The 20,602-nt window shown below is 60.4% G+C and carries 18 protein-coding genes; 11 read left to right on the forward strand and 7 right to left on the reverse strand.

Going from position 1 to position 20,602, the window contains the following annotated elements; translation table 11 throughout:
* Positions 1-44: 44 nt before the first annotated feature.
* The 4 genes from KUL77_RS03045 (at position 45) to rpmG (ending at position 2,681) form a co-directional block, all read left to right on the forward strand.
* Positions 45-758, forward strand: coding sequence for an HAD-IA family hydrolase (locus tag KUL77_RS03045; protein ID WP_297143457.1), 714 nt, complete (start codon positions 45-47; stop codon positions 756-758).
* Positions 755-2,128: a leucyl aminopeptidase family protein gene (locus KUL77_RS03050; protein ID WP_297143459.1), complete on the forward strand. Its 1,374-nt coding sequence runs from the start codon at positions 755-757 to the stop codon at positions 2,126-2,128. The genes KUL77_RS03045 and KUL77_RS03050 overlap by 4 nt, the downstream gene beginning before the upstream one ends.
* Before the next feature lie 140 nt (positions 2,129-2,268).
* Positions 2,269-2,505: a 50S ribosomal protein L28 gene (rpmB, locus tag KUL77_RS03055; protein ID WP_271679897.1), complete on the forward strand. Its 237-nt coding sequence runs from the start codon at positions 2,269-2,271 to the stop codon at positions 2,503-2,505.
* An 11-nt stretch (positions 2,506-2,516) separates the two neighbouring features.
* Positions 2,517-2,681, forward strand: a complete 165-nt coding sequence (rpmG, locus tag KUL77_RS03060) for a 50S ribosomal protein L33 (protein ID WP_028840080.1) — start codon at positions 2,517-2,519, stop codon at positions 2,679-2,681.
* Between the two features lie 56 nt (positions 2,682-2,737).
* Here rpmG and KUL77_RS03065 read toward each other — a convergent pair whose 3' ends face one another.
* Genes KUL77_RS03065 through KUL77_RS03075 form a run of 3 tightly spaced genes read right to left on the reverse strand, consistent with a single transcriptional unit; the run spans position 2,738 to position 4,977 of the window.
* Entirely contained in the window at positions 2,738-3,244 is a 507-nt protein-coding gene (locus KUL77_RS03065) for a GNAT family N-acetyltransferase (RefSeq protein ID WP_297143472.1), read from the reverse strand.
* 9 nt (positions 3,245-3,253) lie between these two features.
* Positions 3,254-4,090 (reverse strand): META and DUF4377 domain-containing protein, encoded by an 837-nt coding sequence (locus tag KUL77_RS03070; protein WP_297143475.1) that lies wholly within the window; start codon positions 4,088-4,090, stop codon positions 3,254-3,256.
* A gap of 29 nt (positions 4,091-4,119) precedes the next feature.
* Positions 4,120-4,977 (reverse strand): undecaprenyl-diphosphate phosphatase, encoded by an 858-nt coding sequence (locus KUL77_RS03075; protein ID WP_297143477.1) that lies wholly within the window; start codon positions 4,975-4,977, stop codon positions 4,120-4,122.
* Positions 4,978-5,178: 201 nt separating this feature from the next.
* On the opposite strand from KUL77_RS03075, the gene glnA reads away from it, so the two are divergent.
* Entirely contained in the window at positions 5,179-6,588 is a 1,410-nt protein-coding gene (glnA, locus tag KUL77_RS03080; RefSeq protein ID WP_297143480.1) for a type I glutamate--ammonia ligase, read from the forward strand.
* A 55-nt stretch (positions 6,589-6,643) separates the two neighbouring features.
* Here glnA and KUL77_RS03085 read toward each other — a convergent pair whose 3' ends face one another.
* The gene (locus KUL77_RS03085; RefSeq protein ID WP_297143482.1) at positions 6,644-8,539 is read right to left on the reverse strand and encodes an EAL domain-containing protein; all 1,896 of its coding nucleotides are present in this window, start codon (positions 8,537-8,539) and stop codon (positions 6,644-6,646) included.
* A 77-nt stretch (positions 8,540-8,616) separates the two neighbouring features.
* Between KUL77_RS03085 and KUL77_RS03090 the strand changes: the two genes are divergently transcribed.
* From KUL77_RS03090 to KUL77_RS03100, 3 genes are all read left to right on the forward strand, one after another.
* Positions 8,617-9,660, forward strand: a complete 1,044-nt coding sequence (locus tag KUL77_RS03090) for an ATP-binding protein (RefSeq protein ID WP_297143485.1) — start codon at positions 8,617-8,619, stop codon at positions 9,658-9,660.
* A complete protein-coding gene (gene ntrC / locus KUL77_RS03095) occupies positions 9,653-11,062 on the forward strand; it encodes a nitrogen regulation protein NR(I) (protein WP_297143488.1) in 1,410 nt (469 codons plus the stop codon). Before KUL77_RS03090 ends, ntrC begins: the two co-directional genes overlap by 8 nt.
* 73 nt (positions 11,063-11,135) lie before the next feature.
* Positions 11,136-11,708 (forward strand): superoxide dismutase family protein, encoded by a 573-nt coding sequence (locus tag KUL77_RS03100; RefSeq protein ID WP_297143490.1) that lies wholly within the window; start codon positions 11,136-11,138, stop codon positions 11,706-11,708.
* A gap of 21 nt (positions 11,709-11,729) precedes the next feature.
* Here the strand turns inward: KUL77_RS03100 and KUL77_RS03105 are convergent, their stop codons facing one another.
* Positions 11,730-12,587 carry a hypothetical protein gene (locus KUL77_RS03105; RefSeq protein ID WP_297143493.1) on the reverse strand — a complete coding sequence of 286 codons (858 nt, stop codon included), beginning with the start codon at positions 12,585-12,587 and terminating at the stop codon, positions 11,730-11,732.
* Positions 12,588-12,668: 81 nt separating this feature from the next.
* On the opposite strand from KUL77_RS03105, the gene KUL77_RS03110 reads away from it, so the two are divergent.
* Positions 12,669-13,946, forward strand: a complete 1,278-nt coding sequence (locus KUL77_RS03110) for an acetyl-CoA C-acetyltransferase (RefSeq protein WP_297143494.1) — start codon at positions 12,669-12,671, stop codon at positions 13,944-13,946.
* 16 nt (positions 13,947-13,962) lie between these two features.
* Here KUL77_RS03110 and KUL77_RS03115 read toward each other — a convergent pair whose 3' ends face one another.
* Positions 13,963-14,157 carry a hypothetical protein gene (locus KUL77_RS03115; protein WP_297143497.1) on the reverse strand — a complete coding sequence of 65 codons (195 nt, stop codon included), beginning with the start codon at positions 14,155-14,157 and terminating at the stop codon, positions 13,963-13,965.
* 495 nt (positions 14,158-14,652) lie between these two features.
* Positions 14,653-16,992, reverse strand: a complete 2,340-nt coding sequence (locus tag KUL77_RS03120; protein ID WP_297143604.1) for a S9 family peptidase — start codon at positions 16,990-16,992, stop codon at positions 14,653-14,655.
* A 143-nt stretch (positions 16,993-17,135) separates the two neighbouring features.
* Between KUL77_RS03120 and KUL77_RS03125 the strand changes: the two genes are divergently transcribed.
* Positions 17,136-17,405, forward strand: coding sequence for a YcgL domain-containing protein (locus KUL77_RS03125; protein WP_297143500.1), 270 nt, complete (start codon positions 17,136-17,138; stop codon positions 17,403-17,405).
* Complete coding sequence (locus KUL77_RS03130; RefSeq protein ID WP_297143501.1) at positions 17,398-20,601, forward strand: ankyrin repeat domain-containing protein; 3,204 nt, start codon at positions 17,398-17,400, stop codon at positions 20,599-20,601. The genes KUL77_RS03125 and KUL77_RS03130 overlap by 8 nt, the downstream gene beginning before the upstream one ends.
* Position 20,602: the final 1 nt, after the last annotated feature.

Raw genomic sequence — 20,602 nt, forward strand, 5'->3', positions numbered from 1 at the left:
TGCCGGTCACAGCGATCGCGGCCGTAGCGGCCTACAATACGGGGGTGAATCCTCCCATCCGCGCCATTACCCTCGACCTCGACGACACGCTCTGGCCGTTTCCGCCCATCGGCGAACGCATCGAGCGCGCTCTGCACAGCTGGTTCGTGGCGCATAGCCCGCGCACGGCCGAGCGCTTTCCTATCGAAGAAATGCACGCGCTGCGCATGCGGGTGTTTGCCGAGTTCCCCCAACACGCACACGATCTTGGCTTGCTGCGGCGGCTCACCATCGAGCGCGCGCTGAACGAAAGCGGCGATGACCCTGCGCTTGCCAGCGCCGCCTATGGCATCTTCTTCCACGAACGCAATCGCGTAGATTTCTACCCCGACGCGCTCCCTGGGCTGCACCGCATTGCCGCCAAGCTGCCGGTAGCGGCGCTGACCAACGGCAATGCCGACCTTGCCGTGATTGGTATTGCGGACCTGTTTCAGTTTCAACTTGGCGCCCGCGAATATGGCGCGCCCAAGCCCGACGCGGGCCTGTTCCACGAAGCCTGCCGCCGCCTCAATGTCGCGCCCGAAAACGTGCTGCACGTGGGCGACCACCCCAGCATGGACGTGGCCGGGGCCAAGAACGCCGGCCTACGCAGCTGCTGGATCGACCGCGGCGACCACGCTTGGCCTAACGAGCTTGCGCAGGCCGACCTGCGCGTCACCACACTCACCGAGCTCGCCGACTGGATCGACACGGCGGCGCCACTTGAGGCCACCCCATGACACTACCTTCGGGTTTTATTGAAACCGCCGACGCATTGCCGCTGCACATCGTCAGCAAATCCACGTATTCAACCTGGCTACAAACCCAGCCCAGCCACGTGCAGCATTGGCTAAGTGCGCAGCGTTTTGACGCCAGTGCGGGCAGCCTGCAAACCTGGGCCGACGCGCAGGGCCAACTTGCCGCCGCCGTGGCCGGTGTGGAAGACACCCTTGACCCTTACGCCTACGCGCACATTCCGCGCGCCCTTCCAGACGCCCACTGGCGGGCCGAAGGTGAGGCACTGAACGATGACGCACGCCACGCCCTCCAACTGGGCTGGGGCTTGGGGCTGTATCGGTTTAGCCGCTACAAAACCCACAAAACACCCGATGTGCATTTACTGGGCCCGTTTGATCCAGAAATCTTCAATGTGCTGGCCGCCTGCCTGCGCGTGCGCGATCTGGTCAACACGCCCACCGAACATATGGGCCCGGATGAACTTGAAGCCGTGGCGCGCAGCGTCGCCAACACCCACGGCGCGCAATTGAGTGTCATCGCTGGCGACGCCCTGCTGACACATAACTACCCCGCCATCCACGCGGTGGGGCGCGCCTCGCACCGTGCGCCGCGCTTATTGGAACTCACCTGGGGCGATACCACACATCCGCATATCGCCATTTGTGGCAAAGGCGTGTGCTTCGACACCGGCGGGCTGGACTTAAAAGCCGCCGCCGGCATGCGCAACATGAAGAAGGACATGGGCGGCGCGGCGCACGCGCTGGCACTGGCCGAACTGATCATGGCGCAGCAGCTTCCGTTACGCCTCACCCTGCTGATCCCGGCAGTAGAAAACGCGGTAGGCCCCAATGCCTTCCGCCCCGGCGAAGTGGTGAGCACACGCAAAGGCGTCAGCGTGGAAATTGACAATACCGACGCCGAAGGCCGCATGGTGCTGTGCGATACGCTTACCCGCGCCTGCGAGCTCAAGCCCGATGTGCTGCTGGACTTCGCCACGCTCACCGGTGCCGCGCGCGTGGCGCTTGGCCCCGATCTGCCCGCGCTTTACGCCAATGACGAAGCGCTGGCCAATGACTGGCTCAGCGCCGGCACCCAAGCGCGCGACCCGCTTTGGCGGATGCCACTATGGCGCCCCTATCTGCGCTACCTCACCAGCGGCATTGCCGACCTCGCCAACGCCAGCAACACCACCATGGCCGGTAGCGTCACCGCCGCGCTGTATTTAGAGCGTTTTGTGGATGAAGGGCAGCGCTGGGCGCATGTGGACGTGTACGCATGGAACGATAGCGACCGCCCCGGCCGCCCAGCAGGTGGCGAGGCGATGAGCCTGCGCGCAGCCTACGCCATGCTCAAGGCCCGCGCCGAAGCGTAACCTATTGCCTTTGTTGCTATTTTTTTAAGCCGCCTGCATAATAGGCGGCTCGCTGCGCTTTGCAGCGCCTTCCCGATAATCCCATCGGGGCCGCCGTCACCCGGGCTACGGGCGACAATCACACACCATCGAGGTGCCCAATGTCTAAAGTCTGCCAAGTTACCGGCAAGCGTACGACGACAGGTAATAACGTCTCGCACTCCAACCGCAAGACGCGTCGTCGCTTCCAACCTAACCTTCACGAGCGCCGTTTTTGGGTTGCCTCGGAAAACCGTTGGGTCAAACTGCGTGTTTCCGCTGCTGCGCTGCGCACCATCGACAAGAACGGTATCGACGCCGTCCTCGCCGACCTGCGTAAGCAGGGCGAGAAGGTCTAAGGAGAACAATCATGGCAACCAAGCGCGATAAAATCCGTCTGATCTCCTCGGCCGGCACCGGTCATTTCTACACGACCGACAAAAACAAAAAGAACACCCCGAACAAGATGGAAGTCAGCAAGTACGACCCCGTTGTTCGTAAGCACGTGATGTACAAAGAAGGCAAGATCAAGTAAGCCGCTCTGCTGCTACTTTGCCTTATGAAAACCCGCCCATCGTGGCGGGTTTTTGTTTATAGCAACCTCTCAAACGCCATGCGCGGCGAGCCTTGATATTCCACCTCTCCACAATAGGTATAGCCCAGCCGCTTGAGCGTGCTCAGCATCGCCGTGTTATCAAAATTTGTATCCAGCCGAACGCTGAAAATCCCCTGCTGCGCGCCCCATGTTTCCACCTGTTGCAGCAGCGCCGCCGCAATGCCGCCACCAGCATGCTGCCGCGCGCGCGCCACGCGGTGCACCACCACATACGGCCGATCGCTTAACCACTGCCCTTCAATACTGGCGTATGCAGGCTCCGGGCGAGTAATCACCGCCGCATAAGCCAAGAGCGCGCCCGCGCGTTCCAGCACAAAGCCTTCAGCGCGCGCGATGTCATCTAGCACCGTTTGCCGATTGGGGTAGCCGTTCTGCCACTGCGTGCTGCCATCTTGGCGGCGCTGAATGATCGCGTCTTGCAAGATCTCCCAGACCGCATCGGCTTCTTCAAGCGCGGCCAAACGTAAGTGCACAGACTCCATCGCCGCCTCTTATTTGCCCGAGGTGTCGGTTTCCACCGTCATATCCAACACATAGGCATATTTCGATGCATCGGCGGGCGGATTATCGAGGGTATAGCGGTTGATCCGCAGCACGTTACGCACACCGTCTTGGTGCGTATAGCCTTCGATAGCGTCATAGAAGTTTTCAAACGCTCCGGGGGCACCCACCTTCAAGCCTTTGTCGTCGTACTTGATCTCGCGCACCTGCAAGCATTGCTTGTTTGGGATTAGCGGGTGGCTACAGGGCTTAGTATGCGCCGCAACTTCCAAGAAGACACGCTCGCCGGGGCCGCCGTAGCGCGTTTCGGCGGTGGCTTGCCCCTTAAAGCGCAGCACGTCGCCAGCCGCATTGGTCAGCACCAATGTTGGCGTGGCCCCCTCTTCAATCTGCATGCCCAGCTTGCCTTGTAAGCGCTTGCCCACTTCGCGATCTAGCGCAGCAAGCGCCGGATCTGCACAGGCCATCAGCGTGGTTGCCATCGGCTCTACGGTAAGGCTATCACCCGTGGGGGTGTGGTGCGCGCTCAGCGTATTGCAGGTATTGCCCACCGAGATGGTGGAGGCGTTGAAATCCAGCCGAACAGGTTGATTAGCACGCACAAACAGCGCGTCGATGCGCTTGCCTGCGGCGTCACGCGCGTCATCCAGCAGCCAGTGGTAGCGCGTCAGGGTGAGCGCGGCGTGCAGCGCGCTGGGCTTGGCCGTGGCATTGCTTTTAACTTGTGCCGCCGGCGTGGTGGTGGTGGTTGTTTCCGTCATCGACACCGAAGCCGAACAGGCCGATAGCATCAGCGGCAGGCACACAGCAGCAAGCAAAGCTCGCATAAACACTCCTTTTCAAAAATACGCGCGGCTTACGCCGCAGCCGGTAGCCAGAGCAATAACAGCCCGCCCAAGACGAGCCGGTACACCGCAAACACGGTAAAACGATGATTCTGAATGTAATGCAGCAGCCACTTCACCGCGACAAAGGCGGTGAGCGCCGAGGCCGCGCAGGCCACGGCCAACGCGCCCCAGTTTTCCGCCCCGATGTCACCGTGCAGATACAGTGAGAGCAGCTCATAGCCGGTCGCCGCGAACATGGTGGGAATGCCAATCACAAACGCAAATTCAGTAGCAGCGGCGCGGCTGGTGGTGCCCGCCAACAACGCCACAAAAATCGTAGCTGCACTGCGCGAGGTGCCGGGAAAGACACCCGCGAGCACCTGCGCTGCCCCCACCAAAATGGCCACCGTCCAGCTGATCTGGGTGCGCTCACCGCGCCGTTCCGCGCTGCGCGCCGCCCATTGTTCGGCCAACACCATCCACACCGCACCGATGATGAGCGCCCACGCAATCGGGTGCACCGTGTCTGGAAGCTCCCAACCCAGTTTTTTTACCAGCAGACCGCCCAGTGCCGTTACCGCAAACGCGGCCAGCAATTTATAGGCGTAATCGCGCGACTGCGCCGGGCTGGCATTGATGCCTAGCGGGTCATACGCCGCTGGGGCGTCTTTCCCCACAAACGCCTGCAGCATGCCCCACAGCCGCTTCCAGTAGATCAGGGTGATCGCAAGGATGGCCCCGGCTTGAATGGCAATAATGAACAGCGCCGAGTAGTGGCGATCTAACAAATATTCGGCAATCAGCAGGTGGCCCGTGCTGGAAATGGGTAGAAACTCGGTGAGCCCTTCAATGATGCCAAGCAACAGGGCGGCCAAAAAATCATTCATAACGCGGTCGGTTCAAGCGGTGGCAAAGGATAACCCGCGCAACACGCACTATTTTTGTGAAATAGCGATTTAATTTTGCACGGTTATAGTGCATTTATTCTTTAACGAACTTTAATTCTCTTTAGTTTCAATGCGTTATCGCTTGGCACGCCACTTGCTAGAACCTGTGTGTTCCCACTCCCTCCATTCAAGGAATGCCCGATGTCGCTCGAATTCGTTGAAACACTGATCAAAAATCACAAGATTGAGTTCGTTGACCTGCGTTTTGCTGATCTGCGCGGTGTGCAGCATCACGTCACCTTCCCCAAATCCATCGTCGATGCCAGCCTGTTTGAAGACGGCAAGATGTTTGACGGCAGCTCGATCATTGGCTGGCGCGGCATCCAGAACTCCGACATGGTGCTGCTGCCCGACCCATCCACCGCTTATGTGGACCCATTCACCGCTGACCCAACCCTAGTGCTGATCTGCGACATCCTCGACCCGGCCACCATGCAGGCCTATTCCCGCGACCCGCGCGGTGTGGCCAAGCGCGCGGAAGCCTTCTTGAAGTCCACCGGCCTCGCGGATCAAGCCTTTTTCGGCCCCGAGCCCGAATTTTTCATCTTCGATAGCGTGCGCTTTGCCAACGAGATGGGCCATACCTTCTTCCAGATCGATTCCGAGGAAGCACACTGGAACTCCGCGCGCGAATACGCTGGCGGCAACAGCGGCTACCGGCCAATGGTGAAGGGTGGCTACTTCCCGGTGGCCCCACTGGACTCGTTACACGACCTACGCGCCGAGATGTGCAAGACCTTGGAGCAGGTCGGCATCGAAGTGGAAGTGCACCACCACGAAGTGGCCAATGCGGGGCAGTGCGAGATCGGCACCAAATTCAATTCGCTGACGAAAAAGTCCGACGAATTGTTGGCGATGAAATACATCATCAAAAACGTGGCGCACCGCAACGGCAAGACCGTCACCTTCATGCCCAAACCCATCGTTGGTGACAACGGCAGCGGTATGCACGTGCATATGTCGTTGGCCAAGGGCGGCGTCAATCTATTTTCCGGTGATGGCTACGGCGGCCTAAGCCAGATGGCGCTGTGGTTCATCGGCGGTATCTTCAAGCATGCGCGCGCGGTCAATGCGTTCACCAACTCCAGCACCAATAGCTACAAGCGCTTGGTGCCGGGCTATGAAGCACCGGTGATGTTGGCCTACTCGGCCAGCAACCGGTCGGCCTCCTGCCGCATTCCGTATGTGGCCAACCCGAAGGCGCGCCGCATTGAGATGCGCTTCCCCGACCCGATGAACAGCGGCTACCTGACCTTCGCCGCGCTGATGATGGCCGGCCTTGACGGCATCAAGAACCAGATCGACCCGGGTGAGCCTTCCGACAAAGATCTGTACGACTTGCCGCCGGAAGAAGAAAAGAACTTCCCCACCGTCTGCCATTCGCTAGACCAAGCGTTGGAAGCGCTGGACGCCGACCGTGAATTTCTCAAGGCCGGTGGCGTGTTCACCGATGACCTCATCGATGCGTATATCGGCTTGAAGATGAAGGAAGTGACCGCGTTCCGCGCTGCCACCCACCCGCTGGAATACCAGCTGTACTACACGCTGTAATACCGTAAGGCATTCGCCAAACAAGGAAGCACGCACCGACAGGCGCGTGCTTCTTTCATCCGCCATGTGCGCGTACGTAGGCGACAAACGCCTCTGCCGGAAGCGCCGGCGACCAGTGATAGCCTTGGCCAAACTCACAGCCAAATGCCTGTAGCTTGGCCAAGGCCTGCGCGTCTTCCACACCTTCCGCCACAACCTCTAAATCTAAGTGGTGGGCCATTTCGATCACGGCACGCACCAGCCCTTCGTCATGTTTGTCTTGGCACATGGTGCGCACAAATGATTGGTCGATCTTCAGGCGATGCACGGCAAAGCGGCGCAAATAGCCCAAGTTGGAATAGCCTGTTCCGAAGTCATCAATGGCAATTTTTACACCGCGCGCTGAGAGGCGTTGCAATATTTCTTGCAAATGCTGTGTGTCGGCCATCAGCACCGATTCGGTCAGTTCAAGCTCCAGCGCCGAAGCGTCCAAGCCGGAAAATTCCAACGCGCGCATCACGTCTTGTTCGATATCTCCACGACGAAATTGCAGTGGCGAGACGTTCACCGCCATCAACAACCCATTCAAACCTTGCTGCTTCCAAGCGCGCGCCTCCACGCAGGCTTTGCGCAGCACCCAAGTGCCAAGTTCGTGGATCAAACCGCTGCGCTCAGCGATTGCGATGAACATATCTGGTGGAATAAAACCACGCTCGGGATGACGCCAACGCAGCAGCGCTTCGGCCCCACAAATACGCTCTGTTTTGAGATCCCACTGTGGTTGGTAGTACAGCTGAAGTTCGCCATTGGCCATTGCGGTGCGCAAATTAGCAGCAATCTGCAATTGCTCCACCGCGCTTTCATTCATGCTGTTATCAAAGAAGCAGAACGTATTGCGCCCCCGCTCTTTGGCTTTGTACATCGCCGTATCGGCATTACGCAGCAGCACGTCGGGGCTATCACCATCGCGCGGAGCAACGGCAATGCCCAGCGAAGCGGTGACCAAAATATCGATACCCGCTACTTCAAATGACCGGCGCAGGGTATGGGTTACTTTTGCCACGACCTCAACGATGGCGTCTTCGTTTTCTAATTCGCCCAGCAAGATCAGAAATTCGTCACCTGAAATCCGCGCCACCGTATCGGATTCGCGCACGCACTCAGAAACCCGCTTACCTACTTGCCGCAGCAAGTCGTCACCACTGAAATGCCCTAGTGAATCGTTGATGGTCTTGAAGTTGTCTAAATCCAAGAACAGCACCGCTACCATGCCGCCATCGAGGCGCGCTAGCCCAAGGAGGTGTTCCAAACGATCCATGGCCAATGCGCGGCTGGGCAGGCCGGTGAGCGCGTCGCGCTGCACCAAGGTTTCTACTTGCACTTGCGCATCCAAAAGTGCCTGTTTTTCTGCTTGCAAGCGGGACAATGTATGGCGCAGCTCCTTAGAAAGCTCCCAAACGAAATAACCCGCCACTAAGGTCACCATCACCATGATGACCAAGCGCTGCGGCCCAACGGGTTGCGCGATGCTGAGATGCATGCCTGTTTCATGCAGGGCATACAGCCCCACCAAAATGGCCACACCGCCGGCCGTCATCACCACTAATGTTCGACCAGACGAAAACAGCCCGGCAAACACAAGTAGCACGGGAATGGACATGGGGGCTTCGTCATACAGCCCTTGGCTGAGCAGCGCCAGCCAGCCCAGCCCAAGTAATAACGTGGTGAGTGTCGTTGCAACGGCCCGCGCCAACTTGCCCCGCTCACACCACCAAAGCGCCAGACCAAACAACAGAAACAGCGCGATATCCGCAGAGAAATTGATCCACCGCATGCGGTAGAGGTTCATCCCCGCGAGGATCGTAAATGCCAGCAGCAAGACGAGCAGCATCTGCCGAAGCCGCTGCTGATGGAAGGTCAGCACGCGATCGGGTGGGGGCTGGTTGGGCTCGGGGGGGGAGTCGTTCGCCATTGCTGCCACGATACAGGGCTAGAACCAAGGTGCAATAGGGCTGTGGTAGCGATGGTTTTTGCACTAAATTAGTGCAAATGCAAACGCCCATCGCGGATTCTCTACTCGACACCCTCACCACCCCACTGCTGCAGCTGGATGCGCAGGGCGTGGTGCACTACGCCAATGCTGGGATCGGGCGCTGGCTGCACACCAGTTGCCGCCGCCTGTTGGGGCTGCATGCGGCCGCGCTGGAGCGCGATAGCGATGTGCTCGCCGCCGCCCTTGTGCAGCAGCCCACGGCACCATTGCGACTGCGTCGGGTGGGTTTAGCCGCGCCCGGTAGCGAAGAGCTGCGCTTTGCTGACGTGTGGCTTACACCTATTGATAGCGGGCTGTGGCTGGAAGCCCATCCGGTGGATGAGTTTGCCGATGGTGACCCCGCCGGGCTGCTGCCTGCGGCTCTAGCCGCTTCGCTGAAAGGCCTCGCGCATGAACTGCGCAACCCGCTGCTGGGTATCCAAGGCGCGGCGCAGCTGCTGGCGAGGCGCGTGGAACCGGAGGCGCGTGAATTAACGGGAATCATTGAAGACGAAGTACAGCGTTTGGCCACGCTGGTTGATCACCTGCTGCATCCAGCGCCCCCGCGCGCGTTTACGCCAATGAATATCCATCTTGTGCTGGAACGCGTGCTGCGCCTGGCCGAAAACGATGCGGGCTGGGCGGTGCAGCTGCAGCGTGATTACGACCCTTCGCTGCCCGACCTAACCGGCGATGCCGATCGACTGACCCAAGCCGTGTGGAATCTTGTGCGCAATGCAATGGAGGCCGGCGCCGGCAGTATCCATCTACGCACCCGCGCCGAGCACAGCGTCAAAATTGGTGAAGACTGGTGGCCAATGGCGCTGCGTTTAGAGGTGATCGACAACGGCCACGGCGTCCCAACGGAACTGGCTGAGCACTTATTCCTGCCCTTGGTCAGCGGACGCGCAAGCGGCAGTGGTCTTGGGCTGGCACTGGCCCAGCAGATCGCACGCGAACATCGTGGCGCACTGACCTGGCGCTCGCGCCCGGGGCATACCGTGTTCACCTTACTATTGCCGTTGGGCGAACACGAAGAGGCGCGCGACGCACATGCCTAACGCCGCGCACATTTGGGTAGTGGACGACGATCGTTCGGTGCGCTTCGTGCTGGCCACCGCACTCGGTGAAGCTGGGTTTCGCGTCACTGCGTTCGGCGACGCCGGTGAAGTGCTCGATGCACTTGCCTCAGGCCGCGTACCCGACCTACTGCTTACCGATGTGCGTATGCCTGGCGAAAGCGGCCTTGCGCTGCTGGATAAGCTGCACGTGAAATTGCCGCAGCTCCCCGTGATCGTGATGTCGGCGCACACCGACATCAGCAGCACCGCCAGCGCGTTTCGCGGCGGCGCGCGCGAGTTTCTATCCAAACCGTTTGATCTCGATGAAGCGGTGGCCGTTGTGCAGCGCGCACTGCCGGAAACTACCGCCACATCCCACGCATCGCCTGCCCATAACCTTCCCAAAGAATCACTACTGGTGGGCGAAACCCCGGCCATGCGTGAACTGTTCCGCGCCATTGGACGGTTGGCGCAAGTGCCGCTGGCGGTGCTGATCACCGGCGAAACCGGCACCGGCAAAGAACTGGTGGCGCGGGCGCTGCACCGAGAATCACCGCGCGCGCAACGTCCGTTTGTCGCGCTCAATACCGCCGCCATTCCGGCAGAGCTATTGGAGTCGGAGCTATTTGGCCACGAAGCGGGCGCGTTTACTGGCGCGCAGAAACGCACTATTGGGCGCTTTGAGCAGGCCGACGGCGGCACGCTGTTTTTGGATGAAATTGGTGACATGCCCGCCGCGCTGCAAACCCGGCTGTTGCGTGTACTCGCCGAAGGCGAGTTTTTCCGTGTCGGTGGGCGTGAACTGATTCGCGTGGACGTGCGGGTGATTGCCGCCACCCATCAGCCGTTGGAAGCGCTGGTGGAACAAGGCCGCTTCCGTGCCGACCTGCTGCACCGCCTCGACGTGGTGCGGCTGCGTCTGCCGCCACTGCGCGAACGCCGTGCAGATATTGCGCTGCTTGCCGCACGTTTCTTAGAGCACGCCGCGCACAAGCTTGGCATTCGCAGCAAAACCCTAACCGCCGCGGCCTTGCAGCAGCTCACCGAGTACCCGTGGCCGGGCAATGTGCGCGAGTTAGAAAACGTCTGCTGGCGGCTTGCGGCGCTCACCAGTGGCGCGCATATCGGCCCAGCAGACCTGCATGTGGCGCTTCCAACAACGCCTGCGCGCGGCGCGGCACACGCTGAACACTGGACGCACGCGCTGCACCAATGGGCGCGCGCCGAGCTTTCAGAAAACACGCCGCAATTGCACGACAAAGCGCGAACACTCTTCGACCAAACCCTGCTGGAAGCCGCGCTCGAATTCTGTCATGGGCACCGCAGCGATGCCGCCGATGCGCTTGGCCTCAGTCGCAATACCGTGACGCGCAAACTTGGCAGCTCACGCAAACCACGCTAGAGCACGCCTCCACACCGGCTAAATGCCTGCACATGGCATGATGCTGGATCATTCGTACGAAGGGCTTTCATCTATGCGATCTTCACTTGGCCTTGCCGCACTGCTGGCCGCGCTCACCGCATGCTCCACAGCACCGCATTCGAACAGCGTGCCCAAAACCACCACGGTACCAACACCGAACGCAGCTACTCGACACGCCGTGGCCAATCTTGCCTCGGCCTCAGGCAGCCTCGTCAGCGGGCGCTTGCTGCTTGCATCAACGCCAAGCGGCGTGCGCATCAGCGGCGATATTGGCGGCTTGCAGCCCAACGCCCAGCACGGCTTTCATATCCATGAAAAAGGCGACTGCAGCGCGGTGGATGGCAGCGCCGCAGGCGGCCATTTCAATCCAGATAAAAAACCGCATGGCCGCGTGGGTGCAGGCCCGCATCACGCGGGCGATAGCGACAATATCGTGGCTGATACGCAGGGCGTAGCACATCTCAACATTGTGCTAAATGGCATTAGCCTAGGCAGTGGCGCGGGCAACGACGTGGCCAACCGCGCGCTGATCGTGCATGCGGTGGCCGATGACTACACCAGCCAACCGGCGGGCAATGCGGGCGCGCGCGTGGCCTGCGGGGTCATCCGCTTAAGCCAGCCGTAGTCGGCGCAGCGGGCAGCGCGCTTACTGCGCGCCGCCGCCGTGTTCAAAATTCACCGTCATCCCGTGCGCCTCAAATACCGCCGCGTACTGGCGCTGGCGCATCTGATAGTGGGCAAAACCGCGTTCCAGCTTGGCCGGGTCGGTTTCCTCCGGCGCGTTGCGCTGCTGCCATGTTGCCGGATCAAGCAGCGCGATATGCATCTGGCCTTCGCCATAGCGCACCAAAGGCTCTGGCGGCACGTCCAGCGCATACGCGCTTTCTGGCTCTAGTAGCGCGGTTTCCAGCAGCGCCCACAAGCCATCTAATTCCATATTTTGAAACTGCATCGCCATTACCGATAGCAGGTCGTGCAGGCTCATGTAGCGAATATGTTCGGCATCCGCACCAAGACCATCGCGAATGAGCATGGCAGCATCAGCTTCGGCCATGCCGTGATCGAACAGCACGTACTCCAAGCGCTCATTCGCCAGCGCCACCGCAGGCCCATGCAATACAAACGGCATCACCCGCAGCCCGCCGCCTAACAGGGCAGGATCGGCGCGCATGCTGTCGTGCACGCCCCCTTGCGCGTCGCTGCCAAAGCCCACCAGCCGCGCCCCCATCCCCTGTTCGGGCGCACGCTTGAGCAGGCTTTCCACATTTCGATGCTGCGGCCAACCGCTGCGCAGCACTTCGGCCGGATCAAAATGGGTGGTCAATAAGGCGATATCGCAGCTGGCGACCTGTGGCACCAGCGAGGTAAGGTCGCGCCCCATCAGCACCGCGAGATCTCCCGCCAGCTTGGCGGGCATCGCCGCGTGCTGCGGCGGCTTGCCATCGCGCAATTCAATGGCGATCACGCCGTAAAACACATCGGGACGGATAGTAGAAGCAGACATATGGAGTTTCGACTCTGAAATGGAACGGTACACTCAGCGCTACATTATGCCCGCGCAGCGGGTCCGTCCTTGAGGTGAGTCATGCAACACGGTCGTCCAGTCGCCATTTTAGGCGGAGTTCGTATCCCTTTCTGCCGTCAAAACACGGCTTATGCCGACGTGGGCAACCTTGGCATGTCGGTGCGCACGCTGGGCGCGCTGGTGGAAAAGTTTGGTCTGCACGACCAGCAGCTGGGTGAAGTGGCGATGGGGGCGGTGATCAAGCATTCCTCCGACTGGAACCTTGGCCGCGAAGCCGCACTCTCGTCTGGGCTATCGCCACGCACGCCGGGCATCACCCTGCAGCGCGCCTGCGGCACGTCGCTGGACACCATCAACCTCATTGCCAGCAAAATTGCCACCGGGCAAATTGAATCAGGCATCGGCGGCGGCTCTGACACCACCTCCGATGTGCCCATTGTGTACGGCAAGGCGCTGCGCAGCCGTTTGCTGCACGCTGCGGCCGCCAAGACCTTCGGGCAAAAACTTTCCGCGTTCAAAGGCTTTCGCCCGTCTGAACTCAAGCCCGATTTCCCCGGCGTGGCCGAGCCGCGCACTGGCAAGTCGATGGGCGATCATTGCGAAGACATGGCCAAAGAATGGGACATCAGCCGCGAAGCGCAAGATGCGCTGGCAGTAGATTCCCACCACAAGCTGGCAGCGGCTTATTCGCGCGGTTTTTTTGATGACCTCGTGGTGGGTTTTCGCGGCGTGAACCGCGACAATATCCTGCGCCCGGATACCAGCCTCGAAAAATTAGCCACGCTTAAACCGGCGTTCGATAAAACCTCCGGGCGCGGCACGCTGACCGCTGGCAACTCCACCCCGCTTACCGACGGCGCCTCGGCCTGTCTGCTGGGTAGTGATGATTGGGCACAGCAACATGGTTTTGAAGTGCTCTGCCATCTGCGCGACGTGCAGGTGGCGGCGGTGGATTTTGTTCACGGCGAGGGCTTGCTGATGGCCCCCACCATCGCCGTGGCCGAGATGCTCGCGCGCAATAATTTAAGCCTGCAAGATTTTGACTTCTACGAAATCCACGAAGCCTTCGCCGCGCAGGTGCTATGCACACTCAAAGCGTGGGAAAGTGCCGATTACTGCAAGCAGCGGCTGGGGCTAGACGCGCCACTGGGCCGCATCGACCCGAACCGCATCAACCCCAACGGCTCATCCTTGGCCACCGGCCACCCCTTCGCCGCCACCGGCGCACGCATCGTGGCCAGCGCCGCTAAAGAGCTCAAACAACGCGGCGGCCGCCGCGCGCTGATCTCCATCTGCACGGCGGGTGGCATGGGGGTAACGGCGATTTTGGAGCGGTGAGGCTCCGGCACACCTTTTAATTTGCGCGCGGCTTTCGTCTAAAACGGCCCATCAAATAGGCGGCTGCAGATAGCAATGTCAGCAGCCCGACATAAGAGCCCATCGTGACGGTATCTGCAATCCAATTCGGCTTAGTAAATGCGAGCACGCTAAGTAACAAAGCAATGCTAAAAAGAACTAATGCAATTTTGTAGTACATGTTGATTTTCATAATTTAGTGCCGCTGCAGCCTACACGTCACTCTGACACCACCAGGAATGCCTGAATTTGAGCACACATATGTACTGCCTCCTTGAGAGGTATTAACGTTAACGCCCATATCAAGCAATCTCATTGTGAAATTTGCAAGGTCTACACCACTACCTCGTCCATCAAATATATATGTGCCACCAGATGTTATCAAATCATTCGGACTTTCTGGAATATCATTCCCATGAGAATCTTTAGAAGAATTTTTAACATACTCCCACACTTTCATATCCCAATTCCATCTATATGTCGACTGACTTCCGTCTGAAAACTTAGCGATTACAAAGAAATAACTACTGACACTCGATATAGACTCTAACCGAAGCATACGCCCATAATGATAAAACCCTACAAGAAAAGACCTGATTAGCACGAACCCTCAGCAACGAATATTGGCGCATCTCGCACTTGTTCATGGCGTCTCCCCGCAGGCATGTACACCCCGTCCTGACGCCTTTTAAGGCTTCAACGTCCGCTCAAACAGCTCGTAAATCCGGCGATATTCGTCGTACCAGCTATCGGGGTGGACAAAGCCGTGGCGCTCCATGGGGTACGGTGCTAGCTCCCATTTGTCTTTGCGCAGCTCGATGAGTTTCTGGCTCATCATTACCGAGTCTTTGAAGAACACGTTGTCGTCGATCATGCCGTGGGCAATCAGCAGATTGTCTTGCAGACCTTCTGCGTATTCGATCGGCGAGGAGCGTTTGTAAGCTTCAGGATCAAGTTCCGGAGTATTGAGGATATTCGACGTGTAGCCGTGGTTGTACTGCGACCAGTCGCTGACCGGGCGCAATGCGGCACCAGCCTTGAATACACCGGGCTTCTGGAACAGCGCCGCAAAGGTCATGAAGCCACCGTAGCTGCCGCCGTAGATGCCTGCGTGACCGCGGTCACCTTGCTTGTTCTCCACCAGCCAGTCGAGGCCATCCAAATAATCTTCCAGCTCGGGCTTGCCCATCCAGCGATAGATTGCGGTGCGCCAGTCGCGGCCATAGCCTTCACTGGCGCGGTAGTCCAGATCCAGCACAATATAGCCTTGATTGACCAGCAGGTTATGAAACATCTGCTCACGGAAATAATTCGGCCAGCGCTTCGACACGTTTTGCAAATAGCCCGCACCGTGCACGAACATCACGATGGGATAGCGCTTGCCCGGCTCCATCTTCTCAGGGCCGTAGTATTTGCCCCAGATCGTGCCTGCGCCGTGTTTACTGGGCACTTGCACCATCTGCGGCTGGATCCATGTGCGTGTCTTGTACGCGGCAGTACGCGTGTCGGTAAGTGTCTTGGCTTCGCCTCCTTTGGCATCCACCACGGCGAGCTGCGGTGGCGTGTAGGAAGACGAATAGCGCACCAATAGCGCACTGCCCTGCGGCGACACGGAGAAATCTTCGACACCGTCGAGTGCGGTCACTTCACGCACCTGTCCGCCGCGTGCAGGCACGTTGCACACTTCGTAATCGCCGGGCGTGACGCGATTGCACAGGAAGTAGAACGTACTGCCGTCGGGCGATACGCTGACCTGCGAGGTTTCCCAGCGGCCGTCGGTGAGTTGCAATGGTTTGCCGCCACTTTGCGTGTATAGATGCGAGAAGCCGCTTTCTTCACTCAAATACCAAAGTGTTTTGCCATCGGGCATCCAGCCAAATTCGTTGAAGCCCCAGTTGATCCACGCGTCATCATGCAGACGGTGACGCGGCTGCAACGCGGCGCTTGCGGTATCTACGCTGGCGATCCAGCGGTCTTTGTTATCCACCGCACGCAGCATGACGGCGACGTTTTGAGCGTTGTTGCTCCATTGCATATCACCAAGCTGGACCGGGCGATTGCCTTTCAACGGCTCTTTTCCTGCGGCCTTGCGCAGATCGGCTAGCGGATCGTTTTGAATCCCCGGAAGACCGTCGAACTTCAGCGCGCGTACTTTGCCCGTGGCCACTTCTGCCAGCCACAGCGACTGCGGAACAGGGTCGTTGCGGCCCACGCGAGTACGCACATTTTCAAATTCTTCGTAGCCTGATTCGGTGACATACATCGGCATCTTGCCGCCGCGCCCGGCATCGGCCCCCTTGGCCTGCGTGGCCACCAATAACCAACGACCATCGGGTGAAAGCGCGGTATCGGTGATGTCTACATTCTTGCCCAGATATACCGGCGCTGCGGCGCGGGTTGGGTCGGCGCTGCGCCATGCGTCGGCTTGGTTGCGGGCGGCATCACGGCGGTCGAGGGTCTCGCGCAGGGTATCGATCCGGCGTAGCTGGCGGTCACGCAGGTCATCGGCCTTGGGCGGCGTACCCGGTGCATCTTCGGCCAGTGCTTGTGCGGCTAGTGCCACCGCTCGGCCATCCCAGCGATACCAGTTTCCACCGGCCTGCCAAACCAAGCTGCCGTTTGGCCCCCATTGCAGACGGCGGGCGTTTTGATTGTCGCGGCTGAGCTGGGTCAGCGCGCCACTGCGCAGGTCACGAATAAACACATCGCCATTGCGCACAAACGCACTGCGTGCGGCGCTGGCATCGAGCAGTGCATTGGCTGCATCCAGATCTGCGCGCGCTGTATCTGCCACCGGCGCAGCGGCCGCGCCATCCAGCCCCACCTGCCACGTATCGCGTACGATGGCTCCTGCACGTTTTTGCTGAAATTGCGCCGCCTTGCCATCCCAGCGCCACCAAGCGCTTTCCACCGAAGGGCCGATCCAATCTTGATCATCCATCGCCTGCGCCAAGGTCACCGGCTCGGCGGCGTGCGCCGCAGACAGACTGGCCAACAGGGCAAACGCAAGTGGTGCAAGGCGCATAATCATTCCTAAAAACACGTCAAAAAAGAAAGATTAGCAGCCTATCGCATCCGAACCTGTGCCAAATGTCCCGCAGAGGTTCCGCTCACACGCAGTTTCCCGCACAATCCACCTTATCTTCCGCAAGACGATTCCCCCGGATCGCGATGCTTGCTTTCGTTTACAAAAGCCTGAAGAAGGCCAACACCTACGTGTACCTCGCGGCGCGCGACGATTTCGCACGTCTGCCCGAACCACTGCGCACCCAGCTGGGCGCGCTGCAGTTTGTGCTGGAAGTGACGCTGACACCGGAGCGCAAGCTGGCGCAAGAGAACCCCGAGGTGGTGCGCGCCAATCTTGCCGCGCGTGGTTTTCATATTCAGTTTCCACCTACGGTGGAAGACCCCATGCACGAGGATTGGGGCACCGATGTCTGAGCGCTCCACCGTTTCAGGAATGAGCCTACTTGCGCTTGGCCTGCTGCTTGCCGCGGTGAGCCTGCTTCCACAGACGGGTTCACCATGGGTGGCGCTTGCGCTGCTCTGGCTCGCGCAGCCGCCTACCGCACTTGGCCTGGCCCTGCTGCGCCGCTCGCGCCAGCATACCGACTTATCACGCGACGGCCTGCGCCTTGCGCTGCGTTGGTTAGCAGGGTTCACCGCCGCGGGCCTGCTGCTGGGCTGGCCTCTGGCACAGCTGCTGCACGCGCCGACACTAGGAAAAACACTGCTACTAAGCGGCCTTGCAGGTACCCTGCTGGCTACGCTTTGGTGGCAGTGGCCCGACTGGCACACCCTAGAGCAGCGCGGCCACCAGCCGACACCGCGCACGCTCCAGCGCGATGCGTGGCGCGGGCTGCTACAAGTCGCCTTGCCGATTTTTCTCGTACTCGCCGGGGGGCTGCTACTGGCATGGCCGGGGCTACTTAGTAGCAGTGCGCAGGTTCCCGTCGGCATCGCCTATATCACCCTGCTGGTGGTTGCGCACGTGCTGCTGCAATCGGCCTCGCCGCTGGAAAAGCGGCAAGGGCTTCCTATTGTCGAAATGGCCGAGCCCGCTTCTTCACAAACGACGCGAGAGGATGCGCTAGAAGCACTTCCCTTAGCGCCCACCAGCGCAGCGCAGGCGCTTGATACTTCCGAACTTGATCATCAACTGCTAGCCGCCGCACGTAGTGGCCGAGTGGATCGTGCGCTGGCGCTGCTGGCCAGCGGCGCCGATCCCAACGCGCGCGCCAGTGCCAATGCCCGCGACCGCCGCAGCCTAACGGTACTCGCGGCGGTGCTTCCCGACCTGCGTTTGCTGCGTGCGCTGATCGAACGCGGCGTGGACGTCAACGCCGCGCACGACGGGATGACCCCACTGCTCGCCGCCACCCGCGATAGCTGGCACGGCCGCCCCGAGGCGGTGATGACCCTGCTGACCAACGGTGCCGATCCGCATCAAACCGATGCTGAAGGCAATACGCCCCTGCATTTTGCCGCACGTAGCTCCGACCCCGGCGTAGCCGCTCTACTGCGCGACGCTGGTGCCGATCTTGACGCGCTTAACGCCGAAGGCGTGTCCCCTCTGGGTAGCGCCTGCTCCGCTGGCAACTGGCGTTTGGCGCGTTTCTTGTTGGAGCGTCAAGCCAAGCCTCAGCCCGAAGGCGGCCGCCCTGCGCTGCTGCTTGCTGCGGCCAATGAAGACGATGACGGTGCAGGCGCACTGTTACTGCTTCGTCATAAAGCCAACGTCAACGCCTGCGATCCGCGTGGGCGCAGTGCGTTGCACGAAGCCGCTGCGGGTGGCAACGTCAGCATTTGCCATATTTTGCTTGATGCGGGTGCCAACCCGAATGCCCGTGACTCCGCAGGGCGCACGCCGTTATTAGACGCCGCGCGTGCGGGCGCATTACCCGTTGTTGAGCACCTGATCGCCGCCAAGGCTGACGTACACGCCACCGACCACCATCAACACACTGCGCTCAGCTGCGCGATGGCCAGCGGCAACAAAGCCCTCATCGCCCTGCTAGACCCCCAAGCCAGCGCGCGCATGGATGCGTACAGCGAGGTCACGCCAGAACTTCCGCCGCAAATTCGGCTGCGTGATGCGCTGCTTACGGGAGCCGATACGCGGCAACTACTGCAATTGCGTGCGCACACCCAGCCGCACGAGCTGGACAGCCTGCTGCAGGACCCAGACATCACGCAATCCCCTGCACATATCGCATGGCTGCTCGCACAAGGCGCGAACCCCGATGTGCATTCCCCCGGCCATTCCACGCCGGTATTTACGGCCCTAGCGCAAGGGGCTGAAGGCATCCGCACACTTTCCGCATTGTTTGCTGGCGGCGCATCCCCCGCAGGAGCAGGCGGCTTGGCACGCTTTTTGAGCGCCTGCCTAGCCCAGCAGCACACCGCCCCACGTTCAGAAGCCTTCGCCCTTGGCCTACTGTCGCGCGGCGCTGATCCGTTTGCCGCAGATGAAAACGGCGCGCCGCCGCTGCCTCTCGCCGTGCGTTTAGGTTGGACACGACTACTCGAGCGCCTACTCGTCCTCGGCGCTGATCCCGATGGCTGCGATGCGCGCGGAATGACGGGGCTACATATCGCCACCGAGCAGCAACAGCTTTCCGCTGTGCAGCTCTTACTAACATTCGGCGCCTCTCCGCACCGGCGCGCAGCAGACGGCCAAAGCCCTCTTGGCATCGCGCTCGCGAGTGGCCAGCCTGAGTTGATCGAGTGGTTGGATTGGCGTCTGTGGCCACTCCCTCACCGCCCGCTGCTTGCCAGTGATTTGCCTGCTGCGGCCATCATCGGCGACCTAGACGCTGTGCGTCGCCTCTTAGCTCTTGGTTTTCCCATCGACAGTACCGACCAGCAAGGCTGTACCGCACTGCTGCGTGCCGCAGGCTGTGGCCACCTCGCCTTGGTTGAGTTTTTGCTGGCGCAAGGCGCCAACCCGGGCCTTGCTGCCAAAACCGGCGCCACCCCCCTGTCGGCTGCGGTGAGTAAGCAGCAGCTGGACATTGTGGCCAAACTCCTCGATGCCGGCTGCGGTCTCGAACAGCGCTTACCGGGTGAGCTCACCGTGTTGATGCTGGCCGCCGCACTGGGTCTGCCCGATCTGGTCTCGCGCCTGCTGCAGGCCGGTGCCGACGTCCATGTGCGCGATGCGCAAGGCCTTAACCCGATGCACTGGGCCGCGCAGTATGGCTTTACCTCGCGCGACCGTACCCGCCTTCTGGCCCTCTTCGACGTATTGCTGCTCGCCGGAGCCGACCCAAGCAGTGGTAGCAAAACGGGCGTCACGCCGCTTCTATTTTTGCTTGGAAGCAAAGCCGAACCCGGTACGCCCAGCAACGACGACATCTTGGTTGCGGCCACCGAACGCCTGCTGGATGAAGACATACCGGTGAACGCTCAAGATGCGCAGGGCACTACCGCCCTCCACCTTGCCGCATTACATGGCCTGCAGCGCGTAGCACAAGCCTTGCTAACGGCCGGCGCCACCCCAGGATTGTGTGACAACGCCCGCCGCACCGCACACGATATCGCACTGGCACGAGGCTATATGGAAATCGCCAGCGACCTCAGCGCGCCCAGCACGCCCACTAGCCACGTGTCCATGGCACGATTTTTGCGCGATTAAC

It is taken from the genome of Thermomonas sp. (assembly GCF_019104945.1).
GTDB lineage: Bacteria > Pseudomonadota > Gammaproteobacteria > Xanthomonadales > Xanthomonadaceae > Thermomonas.